Origin of the sequence: Bradyrhizobium sp. IC4060 (genome assembly GCF_020193715.1) — a bacterium.
Taxonomy (GTDB): Bacteria; Pseudomonadota; Alphaproteobacteria; order Rhizobiales; family Xanthobacteraceae; genus Bradyrhizobium; species Bradyrhizobium yuanmingense.
In genome coordinates, this window is sequence record NZ_JADYVJ010000017.1 from 1 (window position 1) to 12,324 (window position 12,324).

A 12,324-nucleotide genomic window follows, 5' to 3' on the forward strand; every position below is an offset into this window, starting at 1 on the left:
AGGCGGAAGATGTTATCCAGGATCTTGGCGTTGTTCGGCTCCTGCTCGAACTTCACCAGCTGATTGTCCACGGTGTCCAGGCTCTCGCTGGTCTCCGTCAGAAACTCCCGCAACAGATCATCCATGAGCTACGCCTTACTGACCGGGGCCGCAAACGCGACGTCCGAGCCACCCTTGGCACGGACGGACGCCCTATCCTGGATCGTTAGACATCCCCTTTCACAGTCCCGTTAATTTCATCCTCCGTGCTACTACGGATTTTGAAGAGAAGTTTGCGGTTCTGCCGCGTGTTGCAGCGCTTTTCGGCAAAACCATCCCCGCGCCGCAACGGCGGGAGCCGCGCGGTGAACGAGCCACTAATCGCGCGACGCGGCGTGCGAGAAAGTCCTGCTCGTGAAGAACGATAGAGGCGGTCGAGGCAAGCCGGCCGCGCCCTCGTCGCGCGAGTGCTTGGGCGTTGCCGGATCTAGGCGGTCCACGCTCGAGGTAAACGAAGCGTTACCCCGCGGGGAAAGCGGCTCGTGTCGCGCTAACCGAGCTGCACGGCCGTGGCAATGTCGGAGCGGGGGCGAGGCTCTGCCAGGCAATCGTTGATGGCGGCGAGCAGCGCGTGCGGCGTGAACGGCTTGCGCAGACAGCGCGCGGCGCCGAGCTCCAACGCCATCCGCAGGAAGTCCGGCGCGGGCGAGTCCAAATTCGCGAAGGCGTAGCCGGACATCGCGATCAGCGGAATGACCGGAGCCCGGTCGTGGAAAATCCGGATCGATTCGAACCCGCGCATGTGCGGCATGAAGATGTCGATGATCATCAGATCGAATTGCTTGTGCTCGAGGGCGCGCAGTCCGGCTTCACCACCCTCGGCGATCGTCACCCGAAAATTGTTGCGCTGGAGGTAAACCTCGATGGCCATGCACACCATCGGGTCATCGTCGACGACGAGAATATGGCGCAGATCGTCTCGCCCGGATTGAGCTTCCCGTTCCGGCGATTCAACAATCGAACCGTGGGGCACGCCTTTCTCCTTTGCTTTCGATGAGAGATGAAACTAACATTTTTGCGGACGCGGTCGAGGCGACGCGAGCCGGCCCAATGGCCAGCGCGACTGCAATGCCTTCCGGCTCCTGAGGCCCCCTTGCCGCTTTTTCCCTGCGCAATCGTTGCAGGACGGCCGCCTCGTCAACGAATCAGCGTGCGCTACTTAATTCCGCCGCAAATGAGACAGGTTGTCTGCCCTCTAACGGGTATATGGACGACACCACAACCTTCAGATTAGTATTTGCGCGCCGTGCAACTGAGTGACGAAGGCCGCCGCGCCCAGCGTCCATCGAACCCGCCGGATTAACCTGCATGACCGTGAGCGGCCGCCCGCCCAACCAGCTGCTGCAACTGCTCGATGCCGCGGATTTCGATCTGCTGCGTCCGCACCTCGCGACGGTTGAAATGGTCAGCAAATCTGTCGTGGGCGAGATCGGCACTGCACCGAAACATGTCTACCTCCCGCATGGTGGATGCGTTTCGATCAGGGTGAGCCTGTCCGAAGGACAGACGATCGAAATTGCGATGCTGGGCCGCGACAGCGTCGTGGGGGCCGGTGCGGCCCTTGCCGACGGCATCTCGCCGATGGACGCGGTTGTGCTGTTCCAGGAGCTGCTTCCGTGATCGAAATCGGAGTTTTCCGCGCGGTCGCGACCGCAAGCGCACGCCTCCGCAAGCTGATGGTCCGCCACGAGCAGGTCATGCTCGCGCATGTGCAGCAATCGCTGCTCTGCAATACGCTGCATCCGGTCGAGGCGCGGCTCGCGCGTTGGCTGCTCCGCGCCCACGACCTGTCCGACGGCCAAATCCTGCCGCTGACCCAGGAGGCGCTGGCGCAGATGATCGGCGTCCGCCGCAATGCGATCTCGCTGGTCGCGCATGCGCTGCAGCGCGCCGGCATCATTCACTACAGCCGCGGCCAGATCGAGATCATCGATCCCAAGGCGCTGCTGGCGACGTCCTGCGGCTGCTATTCGGCGGTGAAGGCCCATCACCTGCGCCTGATGGGAGTCGTGGCGTGACGGGAGCACGATGCGATCTCTGTGTTCCGACGTGCACGCAGCGTCGATGCATCGCCAGGGCCGGACAACTTGTCTCAATTGCCAATATATCCCGCCGCGAGGATGATGGAACTTACCCGCGCACCGCGTGAGTGCAGGCGTGCGATTCCCAGGTGCAAGGGTACGGAGGAGGCAGCTTTGGAAAGCATGGCGCGTCCGTCCAACGGTTTCCTGTCCGCACTGTCGGCAGACGATTATGAGTTGATCCGCCCGCACCTGCGAACTGTGGATCTGCCCCACGGGGCGGTGCTGGTCGAGACCGGCGAGACGCTCATGCGCGCCTATTTTCCTCACCGCGGCGTCATCTCGCTGGTGGTTGAACTGGCCAAAGGCGAGCATGTGCAGGTCGCCATGATCGGCCGTGGCAGCCTGCTCGGAACGCTCGCCATCGAGGGTGATGCGTGTGCGTTGAACACCGCCATCGTGCTGGTTCCCGGCGCCGCCTCGGTGGTGGATCTGGACCGCCTGCGCATGGCCGCCGATCAGAGCAGCGCCCTGCGCACGCAGCTTGCGCGTCACGGGCTGGCGGTCTACGCCCAGGTGCAGCAAACCGCGGGCTGCAACGCCGCTCATCCGGTGGAGTCGCGGCTGTCGCGCTGCCTGCTGCACACGCATGACATGTCGGGCGAGTCGCGTCTGCTGCTGACACAGGAGACCATGGCTCAGATGATCGGGGCCCGGCGCAACAGCGTGTCGCTGGTCGCCAACTCCCTGCAGCAGGCCAATTTCATCCACTACAGCCGCGGACACATCCAGATCACCAACCTGGACGGGCTGCGCCAGACGGCGTGCGAATGCTACGCCGCCGTGAAGGCCCAGTACGACCGGCTGCTCGGCCCGCCCTGAACGCCGCGGTCGCTTGGTAAACCGCGGGCTAATGCCGGCCTGCAAACACCAGCCATCCTGCTACCAGAACTGAAATTCGAAGGCCGTACACACGCGACATGCCTCGCGCGGCGGCGTGCCGCGCGACACGAACCGGGATCAGGGCAGGCAAGACATGTTTGACGTCACCGTCGGGCTTGCGAACGCGATCGATGCCGAACCCGCGCGCGAGCCGCGCGCGTACGAAGCGCTGGTGCGCGAGATCGGCGAGGACGGTGCCGGCGAAGTGCGCGACGTGTTCTGGAGCGAGACCTGCGCGCGCCTGCAATCGTTCCGAACGCTCTCGCCTGCGCAGCACCACGCCAGGATCGCGCGCGAAGCACATTCTTTGAAGAGCGCGGCCGGAACGTTCGGCTATCTCAGGCTGGCAGCGCTGGCGCTCCGGCTGGAGAAAACCGCGGAAAGCCTCGGCGAGACCGAATTCCGCGCGCTGCTGGACCTGATGGATGCGGCCTACGCCGCCGCGCATGCGCAGGAGCCGCAAGGCTAGCTGGCTTGGGATGCGCGCTCGTCGCGCTGCTTCGCGTGAAAACGCTCCGAACTACTCGCGCGTGCATTCCCGCCGTACTTCTACGGTTTGCGATTTTCACAGATGGCTAATCATAGCTGGCGATAGTCCCGGAAAACCAGGAGGGTTTTCCATGTTCACCTACGAGACCGCAGACCAGAAGGAGGTTCGTCGCTTCCGGATCGCACAGTTCAACGGCCGGATGGCGACGGTGAAAGCCGGCGAGTCGACCGTGACCGGCTTCGTGCGCTCGGTGCTGGAGCAGGAATCGAGCATGCCCCCCCGCTGGACCATCACGATCATTCCGAGCGCGCCGAAGGAAGAGATCAAGCCGCTGCGTCCCACCTCGCGCGCACGTCCCTTCGCCGAAGACTATTTCTGAGCGCCACGGATTTCCCAACTTTCGAGATAGGCGTCGGGTCTCGCCCGACGGCGGGCGACGGGCCCGGCCTCAGTCGATCGAATGCAGCAGCGCCGCACGGACGAGGTCCGCGGTGTTGCGCGCACCGAGCTTGCGCATCGCCTCGGCGCGATGGCTCTCGAAAGTGCGCGGACTGATCTGCATGCGAAGCGCACCCTGCTTGTTCGAGTAGCCTTCGCTGATCAGCCTCAGCACCTCGCGCTCGCGCCTGGTCAGCCGCTTCTGGCCCGACGGGCCGATCAGATCGGCGCTCGGCGGCCGCGGCGGTTGCAGCACGCGGACGGCCTTCGATTCCGCTTCTTCGGACGGGCTGGGCAAGCCGCCCTTGGAGCCGCCCTTGGGCGGGCCGGCGAGCTGCTTGACCAGGCCGCAAACGCGCTCGGTCTGGGCCAGCGCGTTCTCCACCACCCGCTGCAAATAGGCGCGATCGCCGGTCGCGGGGACGAGCTGATCGCTGTGGTGCTTGATCTCGCCCATGTAGAGCAGCAGCGCGGTCAGGGGGCCATTGAGCTCGCGGGCGATGGCAGCCGCCATTTCGTCGGCCGCCTTGGCACGCAAGGCGCTCAGGCGGGCGAAATCGAGCTCTTCAGCTGAAGCAGCGCTGCTTTCGTGCCATGCCGACGGCCGCGAATCGGTGGCCGTATCATTCTGTGACCCCATGTCACTCGTTTAGCGGAACCGGGGCGGGTCTGTGATTAACTTTTTGCTCCGTATGACTACGGTGATTTAGACGGTTTTACGCTGAAATGACGACTTCGGCACAATTTGTGCTTGCGCGGTGCCGCACGCGACCATGCAGCGGTTGAGTTTTCTGCCGAAATCGTGGGGTGGGAACGGGAAAGCTCCTCGGCGAACGCCTTGCTCCGACATCCACCCCCCGGATTTTACGGATTAATTAACGGCGACTTGCTTCTCTAGGGAGGTTGAGAGCGCGCAAATGCCTCCACGCATTGGGCCCGCAAGCCCGCGGGCCACGCTGCGAAAGATTGCGTGCCATGGACGAGATCGACCGGCTATCGGAATTTCTGCAGAGGCTGACGCCGCTGTCGCGCAGCTGTCTGCTCAGCGAGCTCGAACGGCTCGAGCTGTGCGGCATCGAGATGCCGGGTTCGGCCGACATCCAGGCCCGCTTGCGCGCCGAATTCCGCAAGGACGGATCGACCCAGGCGCGCGCCACCAGCCCGTCGCGCTATTTCTTCGCGCCGCTCGAGCTGCTGCTGATCGACGGCGCGCCCGAGCACGCCAACATGGGGCGGATCTCGCGCAATACCCTCACCCCGATCTGGGAATGGATCTGCCGCGACCTGCTGCCGACCATGGCGCGCGACTACATCAAGGCGATCGGCGACCAGGTCGCGGCCAACAACCCGAAGGAAGTCCAGAAGATCGCCTCGACCTTCCAGATCAAGGTCGTCAAGGTCCTCGAGAGCACCCTCGCCTCGCCCGAGAGCGCCGAAACCGCACGCGCCAAGCTCGGGCAATATACGGCCTCACGCACCGCCTTCGACGACGTCGTAAAGATGCTGCACGTGTTGCGCGCCGGCGATGCACTGCCGAAGTTCAACGAGAAGCTGCCCGAGAAGATCGCGAAGTTCGACGACGGCCAGGTCGCCCAGATCACCGCGCAGCTCGATGCCTTCAAGAAGGCGCATCCTCAGGCGCTGCCCTTCGCGCTGGCGCTGGTGGCGCGACGCCTGAGGACGTCCTGGCAATTGGTGCGGCTTGCTACCCGAGCCGCTGCGAGCAAGGCCGCCGCAGACGTCGCCGCCACCCCCTATGCCTGCGTCGTTCCCATGGTTCTCGACCGGCTCGACGACAAGCGTCTCGCACTTCGCGTCGCGCTCCGGCACAACCGGGTGCTGATCGCCCGCGACCTGCTCGCCGAGATCTACGACACCGAATATGCGCTCAAGGTCCGCATCGACGGCATCGAGCAATGCGAATGGGGCGTCCGCCTCCAGCAATTGATGGATGCGATCGCGGCGCTGGTCTCCGCCGAGGTGAGCCGCTTCCCTGCCAATGTCGGCCACATTCTCGGCTCGCGGCGGCTGCGCAGCCACGACACGCTCGGCGGCAAGCTGTCCTATCTGGCCTGGAAGGGACGCGACGCGATGCAGGACAGTGCGGCGGCGTTCCGCAAATTGATCGGGCAAACCTAGATCCGGTTCGGCCGCGAAAAGCCACGATGCGCCGCGCGGCTAGCGCGGCAGGCACAGGAAGCGATCCATGAATCGCCCTGACAGCACGAACCTGAACCACCAATACATCATTCGCCGCATCGACATAGCTGTAATCCTCGACAGCCCTCCACCGGCTCGGGGGACCTTTAGCGCGAGTGCGGCAATGCGCGTGTGATGTGCTTCACATTCTTGGCCGCCGACGCGGACCCGTTGTCGCATGACCGTCACGAGCGAAAGGCGGCGGTGCGCGCATCGCGGGAAGACGCAAGCGTGAAAGCCGCCGCCGATTCACGTTGCGCCGGCTTCATCGCCGCCGCGGGACAACCGCGCGCGTGCACCCAAAGATTTCGTCGACAAATTAGCTCGAATTGCAGGGCTTAACGTTACTCAGATAATTCAAGAACGATGTGAAGCTCTCCTTATTTGAACCCACGCTCCGCGTTTAAGAAACCGTCACGGAACGGGAGTGGTGTACGATGAACGATGGGATGATTGAACTCGTCGGACGAAGGCCTGTGACCTTCGGACGGCGAAAGGTGACGCCGCGCGCCTGCGTGGCCGACAGCAAGCGTCACTTGCGCGCGTTCCTCAGCGAGATCCTCGAGGATCTCGGCTTCGTCACCTGCGAATGTGCCAGCGCCGACGAGCTCAAGACGGTGCTCGCGAGCGAATTGCCGGACCTGATCCTGCTCGGCGTCGCCGCCGACGGCATCGAGCCGGGACGATTCCTCGAAGTCCTGGTGCGTGAGGCATTTGCCGGCAAGGTTCTCGCCGTCGGCGCCCGCGATTCGATCATCGTCAAAGCCGTGCGGCAGGTCGGCGACGAATATGGCCTTGCCATGCTGCCGCCGCTGACCACGCCCTTTGCCGCGGAGACGCTGCGCGAGCGCGTTGCGATGCTGCTGCCGGATGAGCCGGCGCCGAGCCCGGCCGTGCATGTCGGCGAAGCCCTGCATGCCGGCTGGCTCGAGCTCTGGTACCAGCCCAAGATCGACGCGCGCACGCTGGTCCGCAACGGCGCCGAGGCCCTGGTGCGGATGCGGCATCCGACCTGGGGCGTGGTGCCGCCGGCCTATTTCATCCCGGAGCCGCACGATCCGCATTTTCGCGAGCTGTCGGAGTTCGTGATCGATCGCGCCGTGCAGGACTGGCACTATCTTCTGGAGCAACAAAGCCCGGTCAACCTGTCGATCAATCTTCCCGCCGCCTATCTCAGGGGGCCGCAGGCGGTGCGCGATCTCTGCCGCCGCGTGCCGACGCATCCGGCCTTCGGCGGACTGACGGTCGAGATCGACAGCGAGGAGGCGATCCGCGAGCTCGATTTCCTCGCCGAGGTCGCGCGCGAGGTCGGCCTGCACAATATCGGCCTGTCGATCGACAATCTCGGCGCCAACTGGCCACAGCTGATGGACCTCGACAAGATTCCCTTCGTCAAGCTGAAGGCCGATCGGCAGTTCGTCACCGGCAGCGGCGGCGATCGGTTGAAGCGCACAGTGTGCCGTCATATCGTCGAGCTGGCGCAGACCTTCGGCGCGCGCGCGGTGGCGCAAGGGGTCGAGAGCCGCGCCGACCTCATCGCGGCGAGCGAGATCGGCTTCGATGTCGTTCAGGGCTTTCTGTTCGGCAAGCCGATGCCGCTGAAGAAGTTCGCACGGAGCGCGCTGACGCGAACGGTGATGGGGCAGGCGTGAGGCCTAGCGGCAGACCCAGACGCCGTTGACCAGCACGCGGACGCAGGCTGGCGCGACGACGGCGGCTCCTGCGGCTGCTGCACCGACGGCGGCGCCACCGACCACGGCACGACGCGTCGTTCGACGTGCGACGCCCGCGACACTCGCCGGCGTCGCGGGCCGCCCGACGCGGGCTTCCGCGCTCTGGATCGAGAGTGAAAGACCGTCCTCTGCCGACCACTGCACCGAGCCCAAGGCTGCGCAGACAACAACGGCGCCGGCTAACCACAATTTCGTTCGGTGTCGCATGACGTCCTCCTCCGCTTTTCCTGCGTTTAGAGGCAGGCACCGCGCCGGAACAGGCATTGATCTAGATCAAGGTTTGGCTCAGGCAAACCGCCGCGCGAAGAAGACGCAGGCGACCACGATTGCCGTCGCGGCGATCATGCTTGCTGCGACCGGCTCGCCCAGCAGAAGACCGGCGAGCGCCAGACCGAAGAACGGCTGCAGCTGCTGCAGCTGGCCGATTCGGGCAATGCCGCCGATGGCGAGCCCGCGGTACCAGAAGATGAAGCCGACGAACATGCTGAAGACGGAGACGTAGGCGAGCCCGATCCAGGCGGGCACACTGACGCCGCTCCAGACGGGCGGCCAGGTCAGCACGGCGAGCACCAGCATCAAGGGCAGCGCGAGCAGCAGCGCCCAGGAGATCACCTGCCAGCCGCCGAGGCGGCGCGACAGCGCGGCGCCCTCGGCATAGCCGAGGCCGCACAGCACGATCGCGGCGACCATCAGCAGATCGCCTTGAAGCGAGGCCGCGCCGTGGCCGGTGAGGGCAAAGCCGGCCACCGTGGCACTGCCGAGACCCGCGAACAGCCAGAACGGCGGCCGCGGACGCTCGCCGCCGCGCAGCACGCCGAAGATCGCGGTCGACAGCGGCAACAGGCCGATGAAGACGATGGAGCGCGCGGAGGTGATGTGCTGGAGCGCGAGCGCCGTCAGCAGAGGAAAGCCGACCACGACGCCGATGGCGACGATGGTGAGCGAGGCGAGATCACGGCGCTGCGGTCGCGCCTGCCGCAGCAGGCCGAGCACCACAGCACCAATCAGCGCCGCGATGACCGCGCGCGCCGAGGTCAGGAACAGCGCCGAGAAGCCGCCGACCGCCACGCGCGTCGCCGGCAGCGAGCCGCTGAAGATGATGACGCCGAGAAGCCCGTTGCCCCAGCCGCTGGCGGAAGAGTGCATGTTGGTCTCGCTTGGTGGGGGCGGCGGAGGTGGTGCCGTGACGGTTGAACGCTTGGCGTTCAGCCATGGAATAACAGAAGTTCGAAAACAACCCCATGCACAGTAGACGGGGGTTGCAAGATCAATGGGTTAGGTGGGGGATGGGATGAGGTGCGGGTCGAGCGGGGTTTTGGAGGCCGAAAAGTCGGGGGATCGTGGTTTGACGCGGCTATCCGGCGCACCCGTGCGAGCTGACGGCAATTGGCGGCGAGCGCTGTCGCCCATTCCGAATGACGTCTCCTGTCATTTGCTTCGTCGGGCAAAACAGGAGCATAGTGGCATCATCGCAGGAGGTCGGACAGGCAGGGCTTTGGCCCGGTCTCGTGAAGCCGTCTGCCGCCGGACGGTGCGCGTTTCGTGCACTGTCACCGCAACATCCAGCATCCGCTCAGGCGAATCGAGAATAGCGGGAAAGCTGAAAGAAGGATTCTGCCTGGTAGGACGGATCGGTGGCAAGGCGAGCAAGCCTTTGCCCGATGGCGGGCGCGAACTTCGCACCATGGCCTGAACAGGCGGAGCAGACGATCAGGCGGGACTCCGGCCAGCGATCAATGATGAATTCCTCGCCCGCATCGGGCCGGCGGTCGGCGGGCGCGGTGTTGGTGTAGAGGCAAACGTCGCGATCGATGATGGGCCCGGCCGCACCCGGGACGAGGGCGGCCAACGCTTCGCCGACCGGGCGGAGTTCGGCATCGCTGGCGTGCGGACCCCAGTCGTCGGGGCCGACCACGGGCCCGTGGTTGTGAGGCGCAGCTTTGACGCCGCGCTTTTCGAAGTCCGGAAAGCCGTAGACCGTGTCGTTCGGACCTCGGTCCAGAATGAAGATCGGGAAACGACCGAGCGCCACGCTGTCGGGGCTAGCAGGCGCGAACCAGCCGACCGCCTGTCGGGTCACGTTCAGCAGCGCGCCCAGTTTCGGGAGTGCGCGACCGAGCCATGGGCCTAGCGCCAGGATGGCGCGCTCGGCGAAGAACTCTTCGGTATCCGTGCGGATCGACACGCCGTCGCCGCGCGGCGTGAAGCTCGCGCGTTCCGGAATCACGCGGTCGCGAGCGCGTGCGCGCATCAGTGTCATGACGACCTCGGTCCGCAGGATCGCGCCACCGTCCTGCACGACGACGTCCCAGTCGTCGGGCAGACTGAAAGCCGGAAATTGCTTGTTCGCTTGAGCCGCGGTCAACATCGGATCCGGACGCCCTTTCGCGATCGCGGCCGCGCGCGAGGACGCCACCATGGCGGAGCCGGGGCGGCCGGCCTCCAGAACAGGGGTTTCCGTCAGAATTGTTTGACCGCTTTCCCTCTGTAGCCGGGTCCAGCCAGCATGAGCCTCGTCGCTCAGGCTGGTGTAGTTGGGGTTTTCGAAATTGAAGCGACGGAAAATGCGACAAGAACCATGTGACGAGCCTCGATCCGAACCTGCTGCGACAGGGTCGAAGCCGAGCGCATCGACGCCAGCATCCAGCAACGCGCCCAGCGCTGCTCCGCCCATGAGCCCCAGACCCAGCACGGCGACTTCGCATTTTCGCATGAAGACCTCGCGAGCGATGCTACGACGCGGAGATCATCGTGGTGATTTCGCGTAATGACAAGGTCTACGGGAGGGCGATTGCGGCCGGCATCGACAACGCAGTCACAGATCAATGGGGCCGCATCAGCGCCATCAGGACGCGCTTCAGGCCGCTACGGGCTTCATCGGATGTGCGCCATGCAATGTTTGGCGATATTCGATGGCCTCCGCGATCTCCCTGAATTCGAGCAGTTCACCCGTCAGATCGTTGAGGTGAGCCTTTGCCTCCAGCGGCGTAGCCCTGAAGAATTCGCGCCTCCGGTTAACGGTGTTGACGCGTAGCGCCGCCAGCCTTTCGTGCATCGCAGATTCGATACCCACTGCATCATTCGAAAAGAATAATGCGTGGACATCGAAGTTAAATGGCACAGAGGCGTCGCTAAGCTCCCTTATGCGATCCATCGGATCGAGACGCCGGGTCATTCCAACCTTCACCATGCTCTCACCAAATGAGCCGATGTTGGAAATGACATACACATATCCAGCGCGTATGTTGGCAGCTCGCGCGTCAACACTCTCAATCGCCTGATCAACATCTGCAAGTTGCTGACGTAGTCTCTGGGCTCCCTCCGAGTCGCCGTTCGCTTCCAAGGCCGCCAATGCATTTGAGTAGTGTTGCTTTTCCTTTTCCAGTTTAGCTCGCTCGCGCTCGATTTCCTGCTGTGCTTTCCGTTCCTCTCGCAGGCGCTCTCGCTCCTGGCGTTCAACCTCCTTTTCCTCCGCTTGCTTCTGAAGGAAATCAGCAGTCAATGTCAGCTCATCGATGCGAAGCTGGTAGTATGCAGGCGATATTTGAATTTGCATTGTCGCGCCAAGACGCCTGATGATCTCCTCGACTTTGCGAAGGCGTTCTAGTGCGCTATTGAGCTTATAGGGCTTGAGGCCGCGCACTGAAGTGTCCGCCTCGGCATTGAATGCCCGCAGCATCAGTTTGGAGAAATCTTGCACCATCTTTCGCCCTTCCTGAACGGAGCCATTCACCGTCCAGTCAGTGGCAGCTAGAATCGCACCGCCGTCGCGCTTCGTTGCGGACTTGATCGATGCCTGCAACCGGTCGAGCGCTTGCTCATACGCGACCGCATCAGTGAGAGGATGTCGGTAGTCATAGATTCCCACTTCTTGCAGTATGACTGCTTCTCGTGTCTCTACCACGATCTGGCGGGCTTCTGCGTTCTTGGCGTCGACCAAGCGGCTTGCTGCTTCAACCTGCTCTTTGGATGACGCGATCAGTGCCTCTAACTTCGCGATTTCAGTTTGCGCCTCTTGCTTTCGTTTTTCTAGCTCCAGGATTGGCAGCCCGCCTAACGCATCAAGTTGCGCTAACGCTTGATCACGTTCTGCCTGGATTGCCTTCGCATCCGCAACCAAGTTGCGTCCAATTTCGGCAAGCTTTTGCGTCTTTGCTTCCTCAGCGCTTAATCGCGCTTGCAGCTCATCCACCTCCGCCAATAGCCGTCGGGCAAGTTTTCGGGCTCCAAAGAAGGGGATGGATGAGGGTTTGCTGGATGTAGACATAGATCTTCTTCGAATTATTTCTTGGTCAGGAAGCCGCTGGGCTGCCCAGACTACTAATGGTTGCAGCTTCGCGCAATTCGCCAAACTGCGTTCCAAGTGAACCGCGATGTGATGGGCGGAGCGACAAGGATGCGTACCGATGTATGGGTCGTGGTGGAGAGGGAGGGGCTCGAACCCCGGTAGGCTTGCACCTAT

At 63.6% G+C, this 12,324-nt stretch carries 13 protein-coding genes; 7 read left to right on the plus strand and 6 right to left on the minus strand.

Annotated elements, in window-relative coordinates:
• Positions 1 to 529 precede the first annotated feature (529 nt).
• Positions 530 to 1,012 (minus strand): response regulator, encoded by a 483-nt coding sequence (locus tag I6F16_RS33310; protein ID WP_225152508.1) that lies wholly within the window; start codon positions 1,010 to 1,012, stop codon positions 530 to 532.
• 335 nt (positions 1,013 to 1,347) lie between these two features.
• Between I6F16_RS33310 and I6F16_RS38250 the strand changes: the two genes are divergently transcribed.
• From I6F16_RS38250 to I6F16_RS33330, 5 genes are all read left to right on the plus strand, one after another.
• A complete protein-coding gene (locus tag I6F16_RS38250) occupies positions 1,348 to 1,659 on the plus strand; it encodes a hypothetical protein (RefSeq protein ID WP_346656624.1) in 312 nt (103 codons plus the stop codon).
• Positions 1,656 to 2,057 (plus strand): helix-turn-helix domain-containing protein, encoded by a 402-nt coding sequence (locus tag I6F16_RS38255; protein ID WP_345960995.1) that lies wholly within the window; start codon positions 1,656 to 1,658, stop codon positions 2,055 to 2,057. Before I6F16_RS38250 ends, I6F16_RS38255 begins: the two co-directional genes overlap by 4 nt.
• Positions 2,058 to 2,243: 186 nt before the next feature.
• Positions 2,244 to 2,942, plus strand: a complete 699-nt coding sequence (locus I6F16_RS33320) for a Crp/Fnr family transcriptional regulator (protein ID WP_192893380.1) — start codon at positions 2,244 to 2,246, stop codon at positions 2,940 to 2,942.
• Between the two features lie 154 nt (positions 2,943 to 3,096).
• The gene (locus I6F16_RS33325; protein ID WP_057026528.1) at positions 3,097 to 3,471 is read left to right on the plus strand and encodes an Hpt domain-containing protein; all 375 of its coding nucleotides are present in this window, start codon (positions 3,097 to 3,099) and stop codon (positions 3,469 to 3,471) included.
• A gap of 151 nt (positions 3,472 to 3,622) precedes the next feature.
• Positions 3,623 to 3,871, plus strand: a complete 249-nt coding sequence (locus tag I6F16_RS33330; RefSeq protein ID WP_036024694.1) for a hypothetical protein — start codon at positions 3,623 to 3,625, stop codon at positions 3,869 to 3,871.
• Between the two features lie 69 nt (positions 3,872 to 3,940).
• Here the strand turns inward: I6F16_RS33330 and I6F16_RS33335 are convergent, their stop codons facing one another.
• On the minus strand, positions 3,941 to 4,570 hold the full coding sequence (locus I6F16_RS33335) for a helix-turn-helix transcriptional regulator (RefSeq protein WP_057026527.1): 630 nt from the start codon (positions 4,568 to 4,570) through the stop codon (positions 3,941 to 3,943).
• A 335-nt stretch (positions 4,571 to 4,905) separates the two neighbouring features.
• On the opposite strand from I6F16_RS33335, the gene I6F16_RS33340 reads away from it, so the two are divergent.
• On the plus strand, positions 4,906 to 6,069 hold the full coding sequence (locus tag I6F16_RS33340) for a hypothetical protein (RefSeq protein ID WP_225115155.1): 1,164 nt from the start codon (positions 4,906 to 4,908) through the stop codon (positions 6,067 to 6,069).
• Between the two features lie 497 nt (positions 6,070 to 6,566).
• Entirely contained in the window at positions 6,567 to 7,781 is a 1,215-nt protein-coding gene (locus tag I6F16_RS33345) for an EAL domain-containing response regulator (RefSeq protein ID WP_225115154.1), read from the plus strand.
• A 3-nt stretch (positions 7,782 to 7,784) separates the two neighbouring features.
• On the opposite strand, the gene I6F16_RS33350 is transcribed toward I6F16_RS33345, so the two are convergent.
• The 4 genes from I6F16_RS33350 to I6F16_RS33365 all read right to left on the minus strand — a co-directional run bounded on the left by I6F16_RS33350 (position 7,785) and on the right by I6F16_RS33365 (position 12,129).
• Positions 7,785 to 8,069 (minus strand): hypothetical protein, encoded by a 285-nt coding sequence (locus I6F16_RS33350; protein WP_225115153.1) that lies wholly within the window; start codon positions 8,067 to 8,069, stop codon positions 7,785 to 7,787.
• A 78-nt stretch (positions 8,070 to 8,147) separates the two neighbouring features.
• Complete coding sequence (locus tag I6F16_RS33355) at positions 8,148 to 9,008, minus strand: DMT family transporter (protein ID WP_225115152.1); 861 nt, start codon at positions 9,006 to 9,008, stop codon at positions 8,148 to 8,150.
• A 427-nt stretch (positions 9,009 to 9,435) separates the two neighbouring features.
• Positions 9,436 to 10,575 (minus strand): FAD-dependent oxidoreductase, encoded by a 1,140-nt coding sequence (locus tag I6F16_RS33360; RefSeq protein ID WP_225115116.1) that lies wholly within the window; start codon positions 10,573 to 10,575, stop codon positions 9,436 to 9,438.
• Positions 10,576 to 10,719: 144 nt separating this feature from the next.
• On the minus strand, positions 10,720 to 12,129 hold the full coding sequence (locus I6F16_RS33365; RefSeq protein ID WP_225115117.1) for a DUF4041 domain-containing protein: 1,410 nt from the start codon (positions 12,127 to 12,129) through the stop codon (positions 10,720 to 10,722).
• Between the last annotated feature and the right edge of the window lie 195 nt (positions 12,130 to 12,324).

Bases quoted from the DNA above. Each gene is read 5' to 3' on its own strand.
- I6F16_RS33365 (WP_225115117.1), bottom strand. From the start codon at position 12,129: ATGTCTACATCCAGCAAACCCTCATCCATCCCCTTCTTTGGAGCCCGA.
- I6F16_RS33330 (WP_036024694.1), top strand. From the start codon at position 3,623: ATGTTCACCTACGAGACCGCAGACCAGAAGGAGGTTCGTCGCTTCCGG.
- I6F16_RS33340 (WP_225115155.1), top strand. From the start codon at position 4,906: ATGGACGAGATCGACCGGCTATCGGAATTTCTGCAGAGGCTGACGCCG.
- I6F16_RS33350 (WP_225115153.1), bottom strand. From the start codon at position 8,069: ATGCGACACCGAACGAAATTGTGGTTAGCCGGCGCCGTTGTTGTCTGC.
- I6F16_RS33335 (WP_057026527.1), bottom strand. From the start codon at position 4,570: ATGGGGTCACAGAATGATACGGCCACCGATTCGCGGCCGTCGGCATGG.
- I6F16_RS33345 (WP_225115154.1), top strand. From the start codon at position 6,567: ATGAACGATGGGATGATTGAACTCGTCGGACGAAGGCCTGTGACCTTC.
- I6F16_RS33355 (WP_225115152.1), bottom strand. From the start codon at position 9,008: ATGCACTCTTCCGCCAGCGGCTGGGGCAACGGGCTTCTCGGCGTCATC.
- I6F16_RS33325 (WP_057026528.1), top strand. From the start codon at position 3,097: ATGTTTGACGTCACCGTCGGGCTTGCGAACGCGATCGATGCCGAACCC.
- I6F16_RS33360 (WP_225115116.1), bottom strand. From the start codon at position 10,575: ATGCGAAAATGCGAAGTCGCCGTGCTGGGTCTGGGGCTCATGGGCGGA.
- I6F16_RS38250 (WP_346656624.1), top strand. From the start codon at position 1,348: ATGACCGTGAGCGGCCGCCCGCCCAACCAGCTGCTGCAACTGCTCGAT.
- I6F16_RS33320 (WP_192893380.1), top strand. From the start codon at position 2,244: ATGGCGCGTCCGTCCAACGGTTTCCTGTCCGCACTGTCGGCAGACGAT.